Annotated in this window: 15 protein-coding genes and 1 pseudogene; 4 read left to right on the forward strand and 12 right to left on the reverse strand. The window is 73.5% G+C overall.

Translation table 11 applies throughout. The features are described 5' to 3' along the window. From E2B92_RS33600 to E2B92_RS26850, 4 genes and pseudogenes are all read left to right on the forward strand, one after another. Positions 1-279, forward strand: a pseudogene (locus E2B92_RS33600) (hypothetical protein); the annotation flags it as partial. Further along, entirely contained in the window at positions 276-698 is a 423-nt protein-coding gene (locus E2B92_RS26840) for a DUF4439 domain-containing protein (RefSeq protein WP_126887136.1), read from the forward strand. The pseudogene E2B92_RS33600 and the gene E2B92_RS26840, both read left to right, overlap by 4 nt. Before the next feature lie 47 nt (positions 699-745). After that, positions 746-1,639, forward strand: a complete 894-nt coding sequence (locus E2B92_RS26845) for an aminoglycoside phosphotransferase family protein (protein ID WP_126887135.1) — start codon at positions 746-748, stop codon at positions 1,637-1,639. Positions 1,640-1,709: 70 nt separating this feature from the next. Further along, on the forward strand, positions 1,710-2,630 hold the full coding sequence (locus tag E2B92_RS26850) for a slipin family protein (protein WP_126887134.1): 921 nt from the start codon (positions 1,710-1,712) through the stop codon (positions 2,628-2,630). A gap of 327 nt (positions 2,631-2,957) precedes the next feature. Here the strand turns inward: E2B92_RS26850 and E2B92_RS26855 are convergent, their stop codons facing one another. From E2B92_RS26855 to E2B92_RS26910, 12 genes are all read right to left on the reverse strand, one after another. Beyond that, positions 2,958-4,652, reverse strand: a complete 1,695-nt coding sequence (locus E2B92_RS26855) for a proline--tRNA ligase (RefSeq protein ID WP_126887133.1) — start codon at positions 4,650-4,652, stop codon at positions 2,958-2,960. Positions 4,653-4,720: 68 nt separating this feature from the next. Next, positions 4,721-5,260 carry a GNAT family N-acetyltransferase gene (locus tag E2B92_RS26860; RefSeq protein WP_126887132.1) on the reverse strand — a complete coding sequence of 180 codons (540 nt, stop codon included), beginning with the start codon at positions 5,258-5,260 and terminating at the stop codon, positions 4,721-4,723. Between the two features lie 20 nt (positions 5,261-5,280). Then, a complete protein-coding gene (locus E2B92_RS26865) occupies positions 5,281-6,126 on the reverse strand; it encodes a GNAT family N-acetyltransferase (RefSeq protein ID WP_185923651.1) in 846 nt (281 codons plus the stop codon). A 517-nt stretch (positions 6,127-6,643) separates the two neighbouring features. Next, a complete protein-coding gene (ispG, locus tag E2B92_RS26870) occupies positions 6,644-7,798 on the reverse strand; it encodes a flavodoxin-dependent (E)-4-hydroxy-3-methylbut-2-enyl-diphosphate synthase (protein WP_126887131.1) in 1,155 nt (384 codons plus the stop codon). A 112-nt stretch (positions 7,799-7,910) separates the two neighbouring features. Further along, a complete protein-coding gene (locus tag E2B92_RS26875; protein ID WP_126887130.1) occupies positions 7,911-9,212 on the reverse strand; it encodes a M50 family metallopeptidase in 1,302 nt (433 codons plus the stop codon). Then, the gene (dxr, locus tag E2B92_RS26880) at positions 9,209-10,459 is read right to left on the reverse strand and encodes a 1-deoxy-D-xylulose-5-phosphate reductoisomerase (protein ID WP_126887129.1); all 1,251 of its coding nucleotides are present in this window, start codon (positions 10,457-10,459) and stop codon (positions 9,209-9,211) included. The genes E2B92_RS26875 and dxr overlap by 4 nt, the downstream gene beginning before the upstream one ends. Beyond that, on the reverse strand, positions 10,456-11,736 hold the full coding sequence (gene aroA / locus E2B92_RS26885; RefSeq protein WP_126887128.1) for a 3-phosphoshikimate 1-carboxyvinyltransferase: 1,281 nt from the start codon (positions 11,734-11,736) through the stop codon (positions 10,456-10,458). Before aroA ends, dxr begins: the two co-directional genes overlap by 4 nt. A gap of 54 nt (positions 11,737-11,790) precedes the next feature. Beyond that, the gene (locus E2B92_RS26890; protein ID WP_126887127.1) at positions 11,791-13,728 is read right to left on the reverse strand and encodes an acyl-CoA dehydrogenase family protein; all 1,938 of its coding nucleotides are present in this window, start codon (positions 13,726-13,728) and stop codon (positions 11,791-11,793) included. Between the two features lie 163 nt (positions 13,729-13,891). Beyond that, entirely contained in the window at positions 13,892-15,334 is a 1,443-nt protein-coding gene (locus E2B92_RS26895) for an aldehyde dehydrogenase family protein (RefSeq protein ID WP_126887126.1), read from the reverse strand. 118 nt (positions 15,335-15,452) lie between these two features. Continuing rightward, on the reverse strand, positions 15,453-16,412 hold the full coding sequence (locus E2B92_RS26900; protein WP_126887125.1) for an EamA family transporter: 960 nt from the start codon (positions 16,410-16,412) through the stop codon (positions 15,453-15,455). A 96-nt stretch (positions 16,413-16,508) separates the two neighbouring features. Further along, positions 16,509-18,071 (reverse strand): PucR family transcriptional regulator, encoded by a 1,563-nt coding sequence (locus tag E2B92_RS26905; RefSeq protein WP_126887124.1) that lies wholly within the window; start codon positions 18,069-18,071, stop codon positions 16,509-16,511. 140 nt (positions 18,072-18,211) lie between these two features. Beyond that, positions 18,212-20,254 (reverse strand): ATP-binding protein, encoded by a 2,043-nt coding sequence (locus E2B92_RS26910; protein WP_126885474.1) that lies wholly within the window; start codon positions 20,252-20,254, stop codon positions 18,212-18,214. Between the last annotated feature and the right edge of the window lie 7 nt (positions 20,255-20,261).

Consider the following 20,261-nt stretch of genomic DNA (forward strand, 5'->3'; position numbering starts at 1 on the left):
CCCCCGGGCACGGCCGCGCCCTCGGCCGCCCCGAGCGCGCCCGGCACGCCGGAACCGCCGGCCCGCGCGGGGTCCACCGCCGGGCCGGCCACCGACCCCGTGCCGGCCGACCCCGGCGTCGCGGTCGCCGAGCTCGCCGTGGCGGCCCGGCGGACCGCCGACGCGCACGCCGCCGCCCTGGAGGCCGCCCCGCCCGAGTACGCCCGGCTGCTGGCGTCCGTCGCGGCCGCGGGCGCCGCGCACGCGTACCTGCTGACCAGCGAAGGGACCCGGTCATGAGCGAGGCCGCCCTGGAGGCCGCGCAGGCGGCGCTCGCCGCCGAACACGCGGCGGTGTACGGGTACGGGGTCGTCGGCGGCCGGGTCGGCGACGCGCGGGCGGCGGAGGCCGGTGCCGCGCACGCCGCGCACCGCGCCCGTCGGGACGCGCTGGCACGGGCCGTGCGCGACCTGGGCGGGAGGCCGGCCGCGTCCGCCGCCGCCTACGCGCTGCCGTTCCCGGTGGCGGACGCGGCGGCGGCGGTCCGGCTCGCCGCCGAGCTGGAGGACCGGATCGCGGGCGTGTACTCCGACCTCGTACGGGCCGCCGAGGGCCCGCTGCGGCGGGATGCGGCGAGCGCGCTGCGGGAGGCCGCGGTGCGGGCCGTGCGGTGGCGCGGCAGCGGCGTAGCCTTTCCTGGGCTCGCCGAGCGATCGTGAGCCCGGGCTACTGTGAGCCCCGGCTTTCGAGAGGGAACAACGCACGCATGGGTTTTGAACCGCCGCAGCGACTGGTGCGGGCTCTCGGCGAGACGTACGGGGACGCGGCCGCGGGCGACTGGCTCGCCCGGCTTCCGGAGCTCGCCCGGCAGGCCGTGGACCTGCGGCGGCTGGACGTCGAACGGGTCATCGCGCCCGGTGGCCGCAGCAGCCTCGTCGCGCTCGTACGGCTCCCGGACGGCACGCCGGGCGCCCTGAAGGTGGCGCCGCCGTTCGCCGCGCCGGACCTGGAGCGGGCGGCCCTCGCGCACTGGAACGGCTTCGGGGCGGTGCGGCCGCTGGACCCGGACGGGCCGGACCTGCTGCTGGAGCGGCTGCACGCGGACGTGAGCCTGCGCTCCCTGCCGGAGGCCAAGGCGCTGCTGGAGGCCGCCGGCACGGTGCGGCGGCTGTGGGTGGCCCCGCCGGAGGGCCACGGGTTCGAGTCGGTCGCGGAGCGGACCGCCCGGCAGGCGGAGGCCATGCGGGCGGTGAAGGACGCGGGGACGGCCGAGCTGGTGTCGGCGGCGCTCGGCGCCCGCGACGAGCTGGTCGCCGACGCCCCGGAGGAGCTGCTGCTGCACGGCAACTTCCGGCAGGGCAAGGTCCTGGCCGGGGACCGGGCACCCTGGCTCGCGGTCGGCCCGGAGCCGCTGGTCGGCGAGCGGGCGTACGACCTGGCCCGGCTGGTCCGCGACCGGGTCGAGGACCTGGTCGCGGCGGCCTCGGGCGCCACCGCCGGGCGGCGCCGGGTGAACAAGCTGGCCGACTCCCTCGACGTGGACCGTGAGCGGTTGCGCGGCTGGACGCTGTTCCGGGCGGTGGAGTCCGGCACGCGGGCCCTGTCGGCGGGGCGGCGGCAGGACGGCGAGCTGCTCCTGGAATTCGCGAGCTGGCTCTAGAACTCCCCATACGGCCCCATTGGTGCGATATTGGGCATATCCCACCCGGCTGACACAGCAGGGGGTCGTCATGGTCGAGGAACTGCTCACGGCGGCCGCGGTGGCGGGCTCCGCCGCCGCGGTGTACCTGGGAGCCGCCGCCAGGGTCGTCAAGCAGTACGAGAAAGGCGTCGTGCTCCGGTTCGGCCGGCTCCGGCACGGCATCCGGCCACCGGGCTTCACCCTGGTGGTCCCGTTCGTCGACCGGCTGCACAAGGTCAACATGCAGATCGTGACCATGCCGGTGCCCGCACAGGAGGGCATCACCCGCGACAACGTCACGGTCCGGGTGGACGCGGTCGTGTACTTCAAGGTCGTGGACGCGGCCGCGGCGATCATCCGTGTCGAGGACTACCGGTTCGCGGTCTCCCAGATCGCACAGACCTCCCTGCGCTCGATCATCGGCAAGAGCGACCTGGACGACCTGCTCTCCAACCGGGAGAAGCTCAACCAGGGGCTGGAGCTGATGATCGACAACCCGGCCGTCGAGTGGGGCGTGACCATCGACCGGGTCGAGATCAAGGACGTGTCGCTCCCGGAGACGATGAAGCGGTCGATGGCCCGCCAGGCCGAGGCCGACCGTGAGCGCCGCGCCCGGGTCATCAACGCCGACGCGGAGCTCCAGGCGTCGAAGAAGCTGGCCGAGGCGGCGGGCGTCATGTCGGAGACCCCGGCCGCGCTCCAGCTCCGGCTGCTCCAGACGGTGGTGGCGGTCGCCGCCGAGAAGAACTCGACGCTGGTGCTGCCGTTCCCGGTGGAGCTGCTGCGCTTCCTGGAGCGTGCCGCGCAGAACGCTCCTGCCGTGGACCGGAGCACACCGGCTCCCCCGCCCCCGTCGCTCCACGTCCACGACCCGCACCTGCACGACCCGCTCGACGCGTTCCGCGCGCCGCAGCCCGCGGAGCCCGAACGCACCCGCGACGACGACGCGGGCACGGCGGGCTGCATCTGACCGGGGCGGGGCCGTGCCCCCACCACGCCCCGCGGTCGGCGTCCGGCCGGGGTGGGGCCGTGCCCACCACCCACGTCCCGCACCCGGCGTCCGGCCGGCGTGGGGCAGTGCCCACTGACGAGCCCTGCGGGACGACTGCCCACAACGGGCGGGGCGAGAGCAGCGAAACGGCCCGCGACGGGGAGGGCGAGCCCTGCGGGAAGGCTGCCCACAACGGGGCGGGGAGGGGCGAGACCAGCAGGACATCGGCTGCCTGGGGCCGGGCAGGACGAGACGCGGGCCCGCGCCCCGGGGGGTGCGGGCCCGCGCGGCGACGGCGGGGCGGCGTCAGGCGCTGAGGCGGGCGATGGCCTCGTCGACCGTCATTTCCTCGCGCTCACCCGTGCGGCGGTCCTTCAGCTCGACGACGCCCTCGCCCGAGCGCCGGCCCGCGACGAGGATCTTCGGTACGCCGATCAGCTCGGCGTCCGTGAACTTCACGCCCGGCGACACCCCGGCCCGGTCGTCGACCAGGACGCGCAGGCCGGCCGCCTTCAGCTTCTCCGAGACGTCGAGCGCCAGCTCGGTCTGGAGCGCCTTGCCGGCCGCGACGACGTGGACGTCGGCCGGGGCGATCTCGCGGGGCCAGCACAGGCCCTGCTCGTCGGCGTGCTGCTCGGCGAGGGCCGCGACGGCGCGGGAGACGCCGATGCCGTACGAGCCCATGGTGACGCGGACGGGCTTGCCGTTCTGGCCCAGGACGTCGAGCTGGAAGGCGTCGGCGTACTTGCGGCCGAGCTGGAAGATGTGACCGATCTCGATGGCGCGGTCGATCTTGAGGTCGGAGCCGCACTGCGGGCAGGGGTCGCCCTCCTCCACCACGACGACGTCCAGGTACTGGTCGACCTCGAAGTCGCGGCCGGCGACGACGTTCTTCGCGTGCGTATCGGGCTTGTTCGCGCCGGTGATCCAGGCCGTGCCGGGCGAGACGCGCGGGTCGGCGATGTACCGGACCTTGTCCAGGCCCTGCGGGCCGACGTAACCGCGTACCAGGTCGTCGCGGCCCTCGAAGTCCTCGGCGGTGACCAGCTCGACGGTGGCCGGGGCCAGGTGGTCCTCCAGCTTGCCGAGGTCGACCTCGCGGTCGCCGGGCACGCCGACGGCGACGATCTCGCCGTCGACCTTGACCAGCAGGTTCTTCAGCGTGCGGGAGGCCGGGACGTCCAGGTGAGCGGCGAGGGTCTCGATGGTCGGCGTGTCGGGGGTGTCCAGCTCCTCGACCGGGCCGTGCGCGGTGGGGTCCTCCGGCTCCTGCCGGAAGGTGACGGCCTCGGTGTTGGCGGCGTAGTCGCAGTTCGGGCAGTAGACGAAGGTGTCCTCGCCGGCGGCGGCCGGGGCCAGGAACTCCTCCGACGCGGAGCCGCCCATGGCGCCCGAGACGGCGGAGACGATCTTGTGCCTGAGGCCCAGGCGGTCGAAGATCTTGATGTACGCCTCGCGGTGCAGCGCGTACGACTCGGCCAGGCCCTCGTCCGTGGTGTCGAAGGAGTAGGAGTCCTTCATCTGGAACTCGCGGCCGCGCAGGATGCCGGAGCGGGGACGCGCCTCGTCGCGGTACTTCGTCTGGATCTGGTAGAGGATCACCGGCAGGTCCTTGTAGGACGTGCACTGGTCCTTGACGAGCTGCGTGAAGATCTCTTCGTGGGTGGGGCCGAGGAGGTAGTCGGCGCCCTTGCGGTCCTGGAGGCGGAACAGCTCGGCGCCGTACTCCTCCCAGCGGCCCGTGGCCTCGTACGGCTCCTTGGGCAGGAGGGCGGGCAGCAGGACCTCCTGGGCGCCGATGGCGTCCATCTCCTCGCGCACGACGCGCGAGACGTTCTCCAGGACCTTCATGCCCAGCGGCAGCCACGACCAGATGCCCGCGGCGTTGCGGCGTACGTAACCGGCGCGGACGAGGAGTTTGTGGCTGAGCGTCTCGGCGTCCGCCGGGTCGTCGCGCAGTGTCTTGACCATCAACCGGGACATGCGCTGGACCTGGGCCATGGGGAACTCTCCTGCGGTGAAAAGTGTGATGGCTAGGAGGTTAGCTCCGTGGCGGGTGCCGAAGGAAATCAGTTCGGCCGGGGCAGCGGCAGCGGCGCGCCCATCACCGCGTACGGCTTCGCCGCGCTGGGGAAGTGGACCTGGCGGGCGAGGTCCTGGTACCCGAGCGCGCGGTAGAGGAGGCGGGCCGGGTTCTCGACGTCGATGGCCGAGAGGATGGAGCGCGGCTGGCGGGCGGCGTCCGTGATGGTGGTGATCAGCTCCCGGCCGATGCCCCTGCCCTGGTAGCCGGGGTGGACGTGGAGCTCGGTGATGACGAAGGAGTCGTCGAGCCAGGAGTCGTTCCCCTCGCGGACGAGGTAGGGCTGGACGACGGTCGACCACCAGTGGGTGCGGTCGTTGGGCATCCCGTACACGAAGCCGACGAGCCGCCCCTCCGGAGTCGTCGCGCCGTACGCGCGGGCACCCGGGCTGAGCAGGTGGCGCAGCACGATGTGGCGGCGTACGGCGACCTCGTCCTCGGTCAGTCCGAAGGCGAGGGCCTGTACGGCGAGGGCGTCGTCCACGCGTGCGGCGAGGTCGACCGGTCGGACCACGACGTCATCCATACGACCGAACCCTACAAGCGTCAGAACAGCACGCTCATGAAAGCGCCGACTTCCCGGAACCCCACGCGCCGGTACGCGGCCCTGGCCGGGAGGTTGTAGTCGTTGACGTACAGGGAGACGACCGGCGCCACATCGGCGAGGGCGTAGCGCAGCACGGCGGCCATGCCGGTCTCGGACAGGCCGCGGCCGCGGTACTCGGGGGCGACCCAGACGCCCTGGATCTGGCAGGCCTGCGGGGTGGCGGCGCCGATCTCGGCCTTGAAGACGACCTTGCCGTCCTCGATGCGGGCGAAGGAGCGGCCGGCGCCGACGAGTTCGGCGACGCGGGCCTGGTAGAGCAGGCCGCCGTCACCGGCCATGGGCGAGACGCCGACCTCCTCGGTGAACATGGCCACGCACGCGGGCATGATCACCTCCATCTCGTCCTTGCGGATGCGGCGCACGTACGGGTCGGGCTCGATGTCCGGGGACGGCCGGTCGGTGACCATCAGCGGCTGGTGGGCGCGGACGTCGCGGGCGGGGCCCCAGCTCGGTTCGAGGAGGCGCCAGAGCTGGGCGGTGGGTTCGGCGGGGCCGACGATGGAGGAGCAGCGGCGGCCGGCCCGGCGGGCGCGATCGGCGAAGGCGCGGACGGCTTCGGGGGTGGCGCAGAGGGGGACGAGGTTGGCGCCGGAGTAGCAGAGCGAGCGCAGCCGCCCGTCCGCGTACCAGCCCCACATCTCACCGCCGAGGCGCCAGGGGTCGAGCCCCGCGACCTGGACGCGGGAGGTGACGAACGCGTTGGCGACGGGCTCGCTCTCCAGGACGGCGAGCGCGGCGCCGAGGTCGCTGGGTTCGAGGACCCGGGTGGTGGTCTGCGTCAACACGAGGGGGCCTCACCATGCGTTCCATACGGGTCCTGGCACTGTACCTGGCGGTGCGGGGGGAACGGCAGGACGCGGGCGCGGTCCGCGTCACCCGCGCTCCCCCACGGCGGGGCGGCGCCCCTCCCGTGGTCGCCCCTGGGACGGTGCGCCCTTCCCCCGTTGTGGGCAGTCGTCCCGGAGGGACGGGTCAGCGGTGACCGCCGGTGGGTGGGGGCGTGGCCCCTCCGGGCTCGCCTCCTCGAGGCCGGCGGCCCTGGGTTACGGGCCTGGGAGCCCGCCCGTCGCCTCCCCCAAGCTCTCGGCTTCGCTCGAGCAGGGGGGAACCCCCACCCTCTGCGGGGGCGACCCTGCACGGCCCCACCCCGGCCGGACGCTGGCTGCGGGACGTGGGTGGTGGGCACGGGCCCGCGTTGGCCGTACGCCGACTGCGGATCGTGGGTGGTGGGCACGGGCCCCCCGGGACGGAAAGGCGTGCGCCCCGGTGTCGGGCGACAGCCGGGGCGCGGGAACGCGTGGGTCAGCTTACGGAGACCTCGGGCTCGCCCGACATCACGCCGTCCTTCTCCATCTGCTCGGCGATCTTCATCGCCTCCTCGATGAGCGTCTCGACGATCTTGGACTCGGGCACGGTCTTGATGATCTCGCCCTTGACGAAGATCTGGCCCTTGCCGTTGCCGGAGGCGACGCCCAGGTCGGCCTCGCGGGCCTCGCCGGGGCCGTTGACGACGCAGCCCATGACGGCGACGCGCAGCGGGACCTCCAGGCCGTCGAGGCCGGCGGTGACCTGGTCGGCCAGCTTGTAGACGTCGACCTGGGCGCGGCCGCAGGAGGGGCAGGAGACGATCTCCAGGCGGCGCTGGCGCAGGTTGAGCGACTCCAGGATCTGGATGCCGACCTTGACCTCCTCGGCCGGCGGGGCCGACAGGGAGACGCGGATCGTGTCGCCGATGCCCTCGGCGAGCAGCGCGCCGAAGGCGACGGCCGACTTGATGGTGCCCTGGAAGGCCGGGCCGGCCTCGGTGACGCCGAGGTGCAGCGGGTAGTCGCAGGCCGCCGCGAGCTGCCGGTAGGCCGCGATCATGACGACCGGGTCGTTGTGCTTGACCGAGATCTTGATGTCCCGGAAGCCGTGCTCCTCGAAGAGGGAGGCCTCCCACAGCGCGGACTCGACGAGCGCCTCGGGGGTGGCCTTGCCGTACTTCTCCAGCAGCCGCTTGTCCAGGGAGCCCGCGTTGACGCCGATGCGGATGGGGGTGCCCGCGTCGCCGGCGGCCTTGGCGATCTCCTTGACCTTGTCGTCGAACTGCTTGATGTTGCCGGGGTTGACGCGGACGGCGGCGCAGCCGGCGTCGATGGCGGCGAAGACGTACTTCGGCTGGAAGTGGATGTCCGCGATGACCGGGATCTGCGACTTGCGGGCGATGGTGGACAGCGCGTCGGCGTCGTCCTGCGTGGGGCAGGCCACGCGCACGATCTGGCAGCCGGACGCCGTCAGCTCGGCGATCTGCTGGAGCGTCGCGCCGATGTCGGAGGTCCGGGTCGTCGTCATCGACTGCACCGAGACGGGCGCGTCGCCGCCGACCGGGACGTTCCCCACCATGATCTGCCGCGACTTCCTGCGGTCGGCGAGCTTGGTCGGAACGGACGGGATACCGAGAGAAATCGCGGTCATCTGCTGTGCAACCCCAAGGTGTGGATCGAGGTCCCGAGATCGGCGGGCTCCGCTTCGAGGTTACAGCCCCGTGGTGACGCGGCCGGACACCCCGGGGTGTCCGGCCGCGTGCCTAGGAAATCTTCACCGGGTTGACGATGTCCGCGACCAGCACGAGGAGGGTGAAGCAGATGAAGATACCCGCCACCACATAGGCGACCGGCATCAGCTTGGCCACGTCGAACGGGCCCGGGTCGGGTCGCCGGAAGACCTTCGCCACGTTGCGGCGCACCGACTCCCACAGCGCTCCCGCGATGTGTCCGCCGTCCAGCGGAAGCAGCGGCAGCATGTTGAACAGGAAGAGGGAGAGGTTGAAGCCGGCCAGGAGGGTCAGGAACGTGGCGATGATGTTCTGGGTGGGGATGTCCAGGTTCATCACCTCGCCGCTGATCCGGGCGGCGCCGACGACACCCACCGGGGAGTCCGCCTTGCGCTCACCGTCGCCGAAGGCGGCGTTCCACAGGTCGGGGACCTTGGAGGGCAGGGCGACGATGGATTCGACGCCGTTCTCGATCATGTCGCCCATGCGGTCGACCGACTGGCCGAAGCTGAGCGGCAGGATCTCCGTCTTCGCGGCGAAGCCGAGGTAGCCGGCCGGGACGTACTCGCCCTCGACGACCTCCCCGTCGGCGTCCTTGCGGACCACCTCGTTCTTGATCAGCACGGGGTGGAGCGTCACCTCCGCACCGTCGCGGACGACGGTGAGGTCGGCGGGGCCGATGGTGTCGCGGATGCGCTGCGAGAGCGTGGCCCAGTCGTCGACCGGCTCTCCGCCGAAGGCGACGATCCGGTCGCCCGGCCGCAGGCCGGCGGCGTGGGCGGGCGAGACGGGGTCGCCCTTGGCGCAGGTGTCGCGCTTCTCGCTCTGCTCGATGACGCACTTCTGTACGCCGGCGACCTCGGTCGTCTGGGTCGCGTACCCGAACGTCATCGAGACGCCCAGGAAGATCGCGACGGCCAGGACCAGGTTCATGAACGGGCCGGCGAACATGACGATGACGCGCTTCCACGGCTTGCGCGTGTAGAACAGCCGCGTCTCGTCGCCCGGCTGGAGCTCCTCGTACGCCGCCGAGCGGGCGTCCTCGATCATGCCGCGGAACGGGGAGGTGGAGCGGGCCTCTATGCGGCCGTCGTCCCCGGGCGGGAACATCCCGATCATGCGGATGTAGCCGCCGGCCGGGATGGCCTTGATGCCGTACTCCGTCTCGCCCTTCTGCCGCGACCAGAGGGTGGGGCCGAAGCCCACCATGTACTGCGGCACGCGGATGCCGAAGAGCTTGGCCGTGGACAGGTGGCCGAGCTCGTGCCAGGCGATGGAGAACAGCAGCCCGACGGCGAAGAGCGCGATGCCGAGGATCGTCAACAGAATCGTCATGCGCGAGCCTCCGCGGTCGCCTTCGCCGTCAGTTCACGTGCCCGGGCCCGCGCCCAGGTCTCCGCCTCCAGGACGTCCGGCACGGTCAGGGAAGTTCCCTCGGCGGGGGTGCCGTGCTCGGCGACGACCGCCGTGACCGTGTCCATGATGCCGTTGAAGGGCAGCCGCCCGGCGAGGAACGCCTCGACGCACTCCTCGTTGGCGGCGTTGAACACCGCCGGGGCCGTGCCGCCCAGCTCGCCGACGTGGCGGGCGAGGCCGACGGAGGGGAAGGCCTCGGTGTCGAGCGGGAAGAACTCCCAGGTGGAGGCCTTGGTCCAGTCGAAGGCGGGGGCGGCGTCGGGGACGCGCTCGGGCCAGCCGATGCCGATGGCGATCGGCCCGCGCATGTCGGGCGGGGTGGCCTGGGCGAGGGTGGACCCGTCGGTGAACTCAACCATCGAGTGGACATACGACTGCGGGTGGACGACCACCTCAATGCGGTCGAAGGGAATGTCGTAGAGCAGGTGCGCCTCGATGACCTCCAGGCCCTTGTTGACCAGGGTGGCGCTGTTGACCGTGATCACCGGGCCCATGGCCCAGGTCGGGTGCGCCAGGGCGTCCTCGCGGGTGACGTGGGCCAGCTCCTGTCGCGTACGGCCGCGGAAGGGGCCGCCGGACGCGGTCACGACCAGCTTGCGGACGTCCGCGCGGGTGCCGGCGGCCAGCGCCTGGAAGAGCGCGGCGTGCTCGGAGTCGACGGGGATGATCTGGCCCGGCTTGGCGAGGGCCTTCACCAGCGGGCCGCCCACGATGAGCGACTCCTTGTTGGCGAGGGCGAGGGTGCGGCCCGCTTCGAGGGCGGCGAGGGTGGGGCCGAGTCCGATGGAGCCGGTGATGCCGTTGAGCACGGTGTGGCATTCGGAGGCGGCCACCTGGGTGGCGGCGTCCGGTCCGGCGAGGATCTCGGGCAGCGGCTCGGAGCCGTAACGCTCCTTCAGCGCCTCCCGCAGCTCGGGGACCGCCTCCTCGCGCGCCACGGCCACCGTCCGCACCCGCAGCGTGTGCGCCTGCTCGGCGAGGAGCCCGGCCCGGCCGCCGGCGGCGGACAGGGCGGTGACGCGGAAGCGGTCGGGGTTGCGCAGCACCAGGTCGATGGCCTGGGTGCCGATGGACCCGGTGGAGCCGAGGACGACGATGTCCCGGCGGCCTTCGGCCGGATCGAAGGCGATGTGCGGGTCTGCGAGAGGGGCTGGGCTGTCGCTCATGCCCCCCATTCTTGCCGCATCCGGGCCGTGCCCCGACCCGGCGTCCCCTGAGCCGGGGATGTGAACTTCTCCCAATGGGCGTGGAAGTCCGGGAAGGTCTTGCGTACGCAGCCGGGGTCGTCGAAGGAAATGCCGGGGGTGCGCAGGCCCGTGACGGCGAACGACATGACGATGCGGTGGTCGCCGTGCGTGGTGATCTCGGCGGGGCGGGGGGTGCCGGGCCGGATCTCGATCCAGTCGGGGCCGGTGGTGACGGTGATGCCGAGGCGCCGCAGGTTCTCGGCGCACGCCTCGAGCCGGTCGCACTCCTTGACCCGGGTGTTGGCGACGTCCTCGATGCGGACGGGGCCGTCGGCGTACGGGGCGAGGGCGGCGAGCGTCGGCATGGTGTCGGAGATGTCCCGCATGTTGACCGTGAGGCCGTGGAGGCGGCCGGTGCCGCGCACGGTGGTGCCGCCCGGGGTGACCGTGACGTCGGCGCCCATGCGGTCGAGGACGTCGACGAAGGCGAGGTCGCCCTGGAGGGCGCCGGTGCCCAGGCCCTCGACGGTGACCTCGCGGCCGGTGAGCGCGGCGGCGGCGAAGAAGTAACTGGAGGTGGAGGCGTCGGGCTCGATGGCGTAGGTGGTGGCGCGGTAGCCGGTCGCGGGGACGGTGAAGACGTCGCCCTCGCGGGTGGGCTCGGCGCCGAAGGCCCGCATCATCGCGAGGGTGATCTCGACGTACGGCTCGGAGACCAGGTCGGTGACGGTGATCGTGAGGCCCTCGGTGGTGAGCGGGCCGAGCATCAGCAGGGCGGTGAGGTACTGGGACGACTGGCCGGCGTCCAGGGTCAGCGCGCCGCCCTTGACGCCCGAGGCGGCGATCCGCAGCGGGTGGTGGCCCTCGGCCTCCTCGTGGCGCAGGTCGACGCCGAGGGCGCGCAGCGCACGGGTGAGCGGCGCGAGCGGGCGGCGGCGCATCTGCGCGGAGGCGTCGAAGCGGAAGTCGCCGTGCCCGGCGGCGGCGAGCGCGGGCAGGAAGCGGGCGGTGGTGGCGCCGTCGCGGCAGTAGACGTCCGCAATGGGGGCGGCGGGGCCGGCGGGGCGGCCCTGGACGCGCCATTCGTGGGCGCGGCGCTCGACCTCGTACCCGAGGGTGGTCAGCCCCTCGGCGAAGCCCTCGGTGTCGTCCGAGACGAGCGGGCGGACGAGGGTGGTGGTGCCGTCGGCCGCGGCGGCGAGGAACAGGGCGCGGGCGGTGACGGACTTGGAGCCGGGGATGTCGATGACGGTCACGGCGCCCATCCTGCCGTCCGGTGGCGAATGGGCGCCGCGCGTCTCACGAACCGGTCAGCGAATGGGACGGTGGACGTTCTCGCGGGTGGCGGGGCCGGGGGTGGCGTCGGCGATCCAGGGGCCGTCGCCGCTGGGGTCGAGGATGCCGTCCTCCAGCCAGGTGTACGTGCCGGCCAGGACGCCCTTGACGACCTTGCGGTCGAGGTCGTCGGTGTTGTTCCAGAGCCGTCCGAACAGCTCCTCCACGCGGATGCGGGACTGGCGGCAGAAGGCGTCCGCGAGCTGGTACGCCTCGCGGCCGTGCGGCTCGGTGGTGCGCAGCAGCTCGGCCCGTACGCAGGCGGCGCTCATCGCGAACAGTTCGGCGCCGATGTCGACGATCCGGCCCAGGAAGCCCTGCTTGGTCTCCATGCGGCCCTGCCAGCGGGACATGGCGTAGAAGGTGGAGCGGGCCAGCTTGCGGGAGGTGCGCTCGACGTAGCGGAGGTGGGTGGACAGGTCGGCGTGGCCGGCCGGGTGGAAGTCGGCGTAGGCGCGCGGGAGCTGGCCGGGTCCGGCGACGAGCCTGGGCAGCCAGCGGGCGTAGAACACGCCGGCCTGGGCGCCGGCCCTGGCCTTGTCGCCGAGCGACTTGTCGGGGTCGATGATGTCGCCGGCGACGGCCAGGTGGGCGTCGACGGCCTCCCGGGCGATCAGCAGGTGCATGATCTCGGTCGAGCCCTCGAAGATGCGGTTGATGCGGAGGTCGCGCAGGAGCTGTTCGGCGGGGACGGCCCGTTCGCCGCGCGCGGCGAGGGAGTCGGCGGTCTCGTAGCCCCGGCCGCCTCGGATCTGGACCAGTTCGTCGGCCATGAGCCAGGCCATCTCGGAGCCGTACAGCTTGGCGAGGGCGGCTTCGATGCGGATGTCGTTGCGGTCCTCGTCGGCCATCTGGCTGGACAGGTCCAGGACCGCTTCGAGGGCGAAGGTGGTGGCGGCGATGAAGGAGATCTTCGCGCCGACGGCCTCGTGGCGGGCGACGGGCTTGCCCCACTGCTCGCGGACGGCCGACCACTCCCGGGCGATCTTCAGGCACCACTTGCCGGCGCCCGCGCACATGGCGGGCAGGGAGAGCCGTCCGGTGTTGAGGGTGGTGAGCGCGATCTTGAGGCCGGCGCCCTCGGGGCCGATGCGGTTGGCGGCGGGGACGCGTACCCGGTGGAAGCGGGTGACGCCGTTCTCCAGGCCCCGCAGGCCCATGAAGGCGTTGCGGTTCTCGACGGTGACGCCCTCCGAGCCGGCCTCGACGATGAAGGCGGTGATGCCGCCCTTGTGCCCTTCCGACTTCGGTACGCGGGCCATGACGACCATGAGGTCGGCGACGACGCCGTTGGTGGTCCACAGCTTGACGCCGTCGATGACGTAGTCGTCGCCGTCGGGGACGGCGGTGGTGGCCAGGCGCGCGGGGTCGGAGCCCACGTCGGGCTCGGTGAGGAGGAAGGCGGAGATGTCGGTGCGGGCGAGGCGCGGGAGGTAGGTCTCCTTCTGCTCGGGCGTGCCGAACAGTTTGAGCGGCTGCGGTAGGCCGATCGACTGATGGGCGGAGAGCAGGGCGCCGACGGCGGGGCTGACCGATCCGGCCAGGGCCAGGGCCTTGTTGTAGTACACCTGGGTGAGTCCGAGGCCGCCGTACTTGGTGTCGATCTTCATCCCGAGGGCGCCGATCTCCTTGAGGCCGTCGATGACGGCGTCGGGGATGCGGGCCTCCCGCTCGATCAGGGCGCCGTCGATCTTCGTCTCGCAGAAGTCGCGGAGCTTGGCGAGGAACTCCTCGCCGCGCTGGACGTGTTCGGTCGCGGGCATCGGGTGCGGGTGGATCAGGTCGAGCCGGAAGCGGCCCAGGAACAGTTCCTTGGCGAAGCTGGGCTTGCGCCAGTCCTGTTCGCGGGCGGCCTCGGCGACCTGGCGGGCTTCGCGCTCGGAGACCTTGGGCTTGTGGTGGGGGCCGGACATGGTGGGCTCACCTCGCCGCTTCAGTCGGGGGCGGCCGGCCGGTGGTCCTACCGACCGGTGCTACTCGACCGTATTACCCGATTGCGGCGGGTACGAAAAGGCGGCCGGAGCCCCCGCACAGTGGGCTCCGGCCGCCGGTCTGGGCCGTACGAGTGACGTGTCGTCAGAGGGCGAGGCCGGTGAGGACCAGCACCCGCTCGTACGTGTAGTCGTCCATCGCGTACCGGACGCCCTCGCGGCCGACGCCGGACTGCTTGGCGCCGCCGTACGGCATCTGGTCGGCGCGGTAGGACGGGACGTCGCTGATGATCACGCCGCCGACCTCGAGGGCGCGGTGGGCGCGGAAGGCGGTCTGGAGGTCGTGGGTGAACACGCCCGCCTGGAGGCCGAACTTGGAGTCGTTGACCTTGGCGAAGGCCTCCTGCTCCCCGTCGACCTTGTGCAGGGTCAGGACCGGGCCGAAGACCTCCTCGCAGGCGAGGGTGGTGTCGGCCGGCAGGTTCTCCAGCACGGTCGGGGCGTAGGTGGCGCCGTCGCGCTTGCCGCCGGTGAGCAGCTTGGCGCCGGCGGCCACGGCCTCGTCGACCCACGACTCGACGCGCTTGGCGGCGTCCTCGCTGACCAGCGGGCCGACGTCGGTGGTGTCGTCGGACGGGTCGCCGGTGCCCTGCGCCTCGACGGCGGTCACGACCTTGGCGACCAGCCGGTCGTACACGGAGGCGTCGGCGATGACGCGCTGCACGGAGATGCAGGACTGGCCGCCCTGGTAGTTGGAGAAGGTGGCGATACGGGTCGCCGCCCAGTCCAGGTCCGCCTCGGAGGACCAGTCGCCGAGGACGACGGCGGCGGCGTTGCCGCCCAGCTCCAGGGTGCAGTGCTTGTGCGGCACGGACTCCTGGATGGCGTAGCCGACCTTGTCGGAGCCGGTGAAGGAGATGACCGGCAGGCGCTCGTCCTTGACCAGGGCGGGCATGCGGTCGTTGGTGACCGGCAGGATCGACCAGGAGCCGGCCGGCAGGTCCGTCTCGGCGAGCAGGTCGCCGAGGATCAGGCCGGACAGCGGGGTGGCCGGGGCGGGCTTGAGGATGATCGGCGCGCCGACGGCGATGGCCGGGGCGATCTTGTGGGCGCACAGGTTCAGCGGGAAGTTGAACGGCGCGATGCCGAGGACGACGCCCTTGGGGAAGCGGCGCGTCAGGCCGAGGCGGCCGGTGCCGCCGGCGTCGGTGTCGAGGCGCTGGGCCTCGCCGCCGTTGAAGCGGCGGGCCTCCTCGGCGGCGAAGCGGAACACGGAGACGGCGCGGCCGACCTCGCCGCGGGCCCACTTGATGGGCTTGCCGTTCTCGGCGGAGATCAGGAGGGCGATCTCCTCGGTCCGCTCGGCGAGCCGCTTCGACACGTGGTCGAGGGCGGCGGCGCGCACGTGGGCCGGGGTGGCGGCGAACTCGTCGATCACCGCGTGCGCGGCGGCCACGGCCTCTTCGACCTGGGCCTCGGTGGGCACGCTCACCTGGCCGACGGTGCGGCCGTCCCAGGGGGAGGTGACGTCGAAGGTGGTCTCGCCGGTGGCCTGGCGGCCGGCGAGCCAGAAGGCGGTGGCAGTCATTCGCGAATCCCGGCCCTTTCGAAGCTGTGCGGAGTTACGGGTGGGGGGTTGCTCTGCCTCACACGGTAGGGCCGGGGCGGCGCGCGGTCGCTTGTCCGTGATGGAGTGGTGCTCGGGGTCAGTTTCGCCGTTCCGTACTGACGATCAGCCATACGCCGGCCACCACGACCGCGCCGCCGAGGGCGATCGGCCAGGTCAGCGCCTCGTCGAGGATCAGCGCGCCGAGGACGACGGCGACGACGGGGTTGACGTAGGCGTAGGTCGCCACGAGGGAGAGCGGGGCGGTCTGGAGGAGCCAGGCGTACGCGGTGAAGGCGAGCAGCGAGCCGAAGACGACGAGGTAGGCGAGGGCGGTCCAGGAGCGGGCGGAGAAGTCGGACACGTCCAGGCCCCGCTGTTCGCCGCGCACGAGCCCGAGGAGCAGGCAGCCGAGGCCGCCGGCGATCATCTCGTACACGCTGGCGGTGAAGGGGTTGGCGGGCATCGGCATCCGGGACGAGGAGAAGGTCCCGGCGGACCACAGCACGGTCGCCACGACCACGGTGAGCACGCCTCCGATGCGTACGTCGCCGCTGAGGCCGGGCAGGGTGAGCACGGCGAGCCCGGCGAGGCCGAGGAGGACGCCGGAGTACGCGCCGGGGCCGGGCCGCTCGCCGAAGGCGGTGCGCAGCAGTACGACCCACGCGGGGACGACCGCGATGAGCAGGGCGGTGAGCCCGGAGGGTACGGAGGTCTCGGCGAGGACGACCAGTCCGTTGCCGCCGAGCAGCAGGAGCAGGCCCACCACGGCGGCGGACGCGAGCTGCGCGCGGGTCACCTTCAGGACGCCGGGGCCCTTGCGCCAGACCAGAAGGGCGGCGAGCAGGAGGCCGGCGACGACGAACCTGACACCGGCCGAGAGGAAGGGCGGCATGGTCTCGACGACGACGGCGATGCCGAGGTAGGTCGACCCCCACACCACGTAGACGATTCCCAGCGCGGCCCACACGGCACCGGTGATACGGCGCACGGGAGGGGCGGGGCGGCCGGTCGGCGGGGCGGAGGTGGCGGGTGCCGGATCTGCGGCGCGGCTTGTCATGCCCAGGAGACTATGGACCCGACCCCTGGAACGACAACGATTTTGCCCGTTTCCGGGCAGGCGGGACGGGTTTCGCGGACGACTTCGCGACGTCGCCTACGAGGTGGGTGCCCCGCCCGTCGCCTTCAGGGCCAGCCACAGCTCCATCCGGACGTCCGGGTCGTCGAGCGAGCGGCCCAGGATCTCCTCGACCCGGCGCATCCGGTAGCGCAGCGTGTGCCGGTGGACGCCCAGGTCGGCGGCGGCGGCGTCCCACTGGCCGTGGCGGGAGAGCCAGGCCCGCAGGGAGGCGACCAGGTCGCCGCGGCCGGTCGCGTCGTGCTCGTACAGCGCGCGCAGCATGCCGTCGGCGAAGGCGCGCACGGCGTCGTCGGCGAGGAGCGGCAGGACCGAACCGGCGGCCAGCTCCTCGTGCTCGACCAGGGCGCGGCCGCGCCGGCGGGCCACCGACAGGGCCTGCTCGGCCTGCTTGTACGCGGCGGCGGCCGCGATCGGGCCGGTCGGGGCCGACAGGCCGATCACCACTCCGGCCTCCTCGGCCTCCTTCTCGGCGTACCCCTCGCAGGCGGTGGCCACGGCGCCCCCGTCACCGGCCAGCACGACCAGCCGGTCGTCGCCCTCCGGCACCGTCAGCACGGCCTCCCCGGTCCGCCCGGCCGCCGCCTCCAGGGCCTCGGCGAGCGCGGGCAGCGGCGCCTCGGCCGCCGGGTCCCGCTCCGCCGCGGCGGGCTCGGCGATCAGCAGCCGGAACGGGGCGTCGAGCAGCCCCCCGTACAGGTCGCCCGCCACGGCCCGGGCGTGGTCCGGCTGCCCGGACAGCATCATGCGCAGCACCGCCGCGCCGAGGCGCTCCTCGGCCGCCTGGAGGGAGCGCGACCGCTCGGTGGTGAGCGTCAGCAGGGCGATGGCCGAGTGCACGGCGTAACGTTCCGCCGTGCCGAGCGGCGCCGCGGTGCCCACCGCGAGGGCGCCCCGCACCCGCCGCCCGCTGCCCAGCGACTGGAGCTCGACCCGGTCGTCCGTGCCGCCGACCACCGCGCTCGCGGGCGCCGACCGCTCCCGGAGCCGCTCCACCTCGGGGGTGAGCCGGGCCGCCCGGCGCGCCGCCCACTCGGGCGCCGCCGCCAGCACGGCGCCGGACGCGTCGTACAGCGCCGCCCAGCCGTGCACGTGCGCGGCCAGCCGTGTCACGACCGCGGCCGGGCCCTCGGCGAGGGCCGCCCGGGTCATCTCCCGCTGCGCCTCGAACCCGGCCGTCACCGCCCGGTACTGGTCCGCCGCGACGGCCGCGGACACCGCCTTGGAGATGGCGAGGAACGGGGTGCGGCGCGGCACCTCCAGCAGCGGCAGCCCCTGCTCGCGCGCGGCGTCCACGAGGGCCTGCGGGGTCTCGTCGTAGTTGACCCCGACGGCGAAGCCGAGCCCGACCACCCCGGCGTCGGCCAGCCGCTTGACGTAGCGGCGCATGGCCTCGGGGTTCTCGGCGTCCAGCTTCATCGCGGTGACCATGAGCAGCTCACCGCCCTCCATGTAGGGGACGGGGTCGGCGAGCTCACTGACGTGTGCCCAGCGGACGGGTGTGTCGAGGCGGTCCTCCCCGGCGCGCACGGTGAGCTTCAGCGCCGAGTGCTGGACGAGCGAGGCGAGCGTGAGCGGCATGGCGGGACCGTAGGACTTTCGGCAGGGGACGCGGGGCGGGGGTTCGCGGGGCGGTGTTCCCGGACGGGGATCTCGCGGGCGGGGATTACGCCGTCCCGTATGAAGGACGCCCTTCAATTCTGCCAGGTTGTCACGTCACGTCAGGTGCGGAGGTCGACCAGAAGCGGAGGGACATGCTCCCCCCGGACGCCCGTCAGGGACAGTACGGCATGGCCGGGAGGCACCCCGTGGGCGAGGTCGGAGGCGGACCAGCGCTGCCGCTCGACCTCCCGTACGGTCACCGCCTCGGCCGTCGCCGCCTTGCCGGTCACCAGGCGGCGCAGGAAGTGCAGCGCCTTGGTCAGCGGCTCGTCGGAGATGATCTGCCGGTTGGTCACGTCCCGCATCTGCACCCACTCGGTGCCCCAGGTCTCCGCGAACCGCCCGCCGTCCCAGGACGCGATGCCCGCGAACGCCATCCGGCAGCCGACGGCCCCCAGCAGCGGTCCGCGCAGTGCCTCCGGCACGTCCTCCAGGGTGCGCAGGGCGAGGACGACACCCGCGTGCGCCGAGCGCAGCCGCTGGATGGCCCGCACGGAGTCGGCCGTCACCGTGTACGTGGCGTCGTCCAGCACCAGGCAGGCGAACAGCGACCGGTCGCGGCGCGCCAGGGCCGCCTCGGTGAACTGCGCGAGCAGCAGGCGGGCCACGATCCGGGACGCCTCCGCGTGCCCCCGCTCGGGCAGGTCGACCCGGACGCGCAGCGGGTGCTCGATGGCGCGCGGCGAGAACCGGCGCCCCTCGGCGCCGGTGCGGAAGAACCGCGCGAAGGCGGGCCGGTCGAGGAACGCGACCCGCTCGGCCAGCAGCACCCCGACGTCGTCGCCGCGCTCGGCCTGCCGCTCCCGCGCGTCCAGCTCGCGGAGCTGGGCCGGGTCGCCGGCCACGGCCGCGCGCAGCTCGGCCAGCGCGCGGGGCGCCCCGCCGAGCAGCTCGCGCAGCTCCGGCACGGCGGGGAAGTGGCCGTGGGCGGCGCGGTAGGGGCCGATGAGCTGGGCCAGCGCGGTGGCGGCGCGGCGGCTGTCGGGGACGAGGTCGCCGACCAGGGCCTCGGCGAGCATCCGGGCGGCCTCGTCGGGGTCGTCGGCGCCGCCGTACAGGTCGAGGTCGTGGGTGGAGTCGGGGCGGCCCACGGAGACGATCACGTCGAAGGCGGCGTCCGGGGCGAGGGCGGTGCCGTGGGCGGTCACCGCGACGACACAGGCGCGGTTGGCGAGGGCCTGGAGGCAGAGGGACTCCACGACCGGGCGGACCAGCCGGACCGTCTTGCCGGACCCGGCGGGCCCGACGGCCAGCAGGGAGGTGCCGAGCACGGCGGGCTCCAGGGCGACCCCGGTGGTGCGCCGGGCGTAGGGGTTGCGGGGGTGGTCGGCCGCGGTGCCGATCCGCACCTGGGCGGTGGCCAGGTCGTGGGCGGCGGTGCGGACCGGCAGGTCGCGCAGGCCGGAGGGGTGGGCGCAGGCGGCGGGGCCGTGGGCGCGGACGGCTTCGGTGAACGCGGGGAGCCGGTCGGGGTGGGTGCGCACGCCCTGCCAGGCGCGCCGGATGCGGGCGTAGTCCACGTCGCCGAGCGCTCCTGAGCGGGTCGCCTCGGCGAGCCGCTGGGCGGCCTCGGTCAGCCCGGCGTCCCGCAGCTCGGGCCAGTCGACGGGATCGGCGTCCGGGGGCGGCGGCGGGGGCGGGGTGTCCTTCTTCCGCGCGTACCGGCGCCAGATCTCGGGGATGTGGCCGACGCGGGCGAAGAAGACGAGCAGGCCGCCGCCGACGAGGGCGTAGTACACATAGCTGGCCGTGGCCCAGGTGTCCGGCTGGGTGCGCCACTCGTCGGGGGTGAACGCCAGCAGCGGCCAGAGCCAGTAGTAGCCCAGGTAGCCGTTCCACAGCAGGGACCACAGGAGCCAGCCGCTGAGCAGGGCGATCACCGCGCCGGCGAACAGCCGCCGCGCGGGCACCGTCTCCGGCTCCTCCGCCGGCCGCGGCCGGTGCCCGAACCGCCACACCCCGGGCTCGGCCGCCGGGCGGGAGGCGCGCAGCCACTGCGCCGTGCCGCCGCCGGCGGGCGCGGGGGCGTGCCGCGGCGGAGGCGGCACGGGCGGCTTGCCGACGTGGCCGCGCCGTGCCTCGAACGTACCGTCGGTGTCCATCGAACCC

The sequence above is a fragment of the Streptomyces sp. WAC05374 genome (assembly GCF_004353505.1).
Classification (GTDB): Bacteria; Actinomycetota; Actinomycetes; order Streptomycetales; family Streptomycetaceae; genus Streptomyces.

Coding starts and splice junctions, on each gene's coding strand:
- E2B92_RS26905 (WP_126887124.1), bottom strand. CDS start 18,071: ATGCCGCTCACGCTCGCCTCGCTCGTCCAGCACTCGGCGCTGAAGCTC.
- E2B92_RS26900 (WP_126887125.1), bottom strand. CDS start 16,412: ATGACAAGCCGCGCCGCAGATCCGGCACCCGCCACCTCCGCCCCGCCG.
- E2B92_RS26855 (WP_126887133.1), bottom strand. CDS start 4,652: ATGGCCCAGGTCCAGCGCATGTCCCGGTTGATGGTCAAGACACTGCGC.
- E2B92_RS26890 (WP_126887127.1), bottom strand. CDS start 13,728: ATGTCCGGCCCCCACCACAAGCCCAAGGTCTCCGAGCGCGAAGCCCGC.
- E2B92_RS26895 (WP_126887126.1), bottom strand. CDS start 15,334: ATGACTGCCACCGCCTTCTGGCTCGCCGGCCGCCAGGCCACCGGCGAG.
- E2B92_RS26875 (WP_126887130.1), bottom strand. CDS start 9,212: ATGACGATTCTGTTGACGATCCTCGGCATCGCGCTCTTCGCCGTCGGG.
- ispG (WP_126887131.1), bottom strand. CDS start 7,798: ATGACCGCGATTTCTCTCGGTATCCCGTCCGTTCCGACCAAGCTCGCC.
- E2B92_RS26845 (WP_126887135.1), top strand. CDS start 746: ATGGGTTTTGAACCGCCGCAGCGACTGGTGCGGGCTCTCGGCGAGACG.
- E2B92_RS26850 (WP_126887134.1), top strand. CDS start 1,710: ATGGTCGAGGAACTGCTCACGGCGGCCGCGGTGGCGGGCTCCGCCGCC.
- dxr (WP_126887129.1), bottom strand. CDS start 10,459: ATGAGCGACAGCCCAGCCCCTCTCGCAGACCCGCACATCGCCTTCGAT.
- E2B92_RS26860 (WP_126887132.1), bottom strand. CDS start 5,260: ATGGATGACGTCGTGGTCCGACCGGTCGACCTCGCCGCACGCGTGGAC.
- E2B92_RS26910 (WP_126885474.1), bottom strand. CDS start 20,254: ATGGACACCGACGGTACGTTCGAGGCACGGCGCGGCCACGTCGGCAAG.
- E2B92_RS26840 (WP_126887136.1), top strand. CDS start 276: ATGAGCGAGGCCGCCCTGGAGGCCGCGCAGGCGGCGCTCGCCGCCGAA.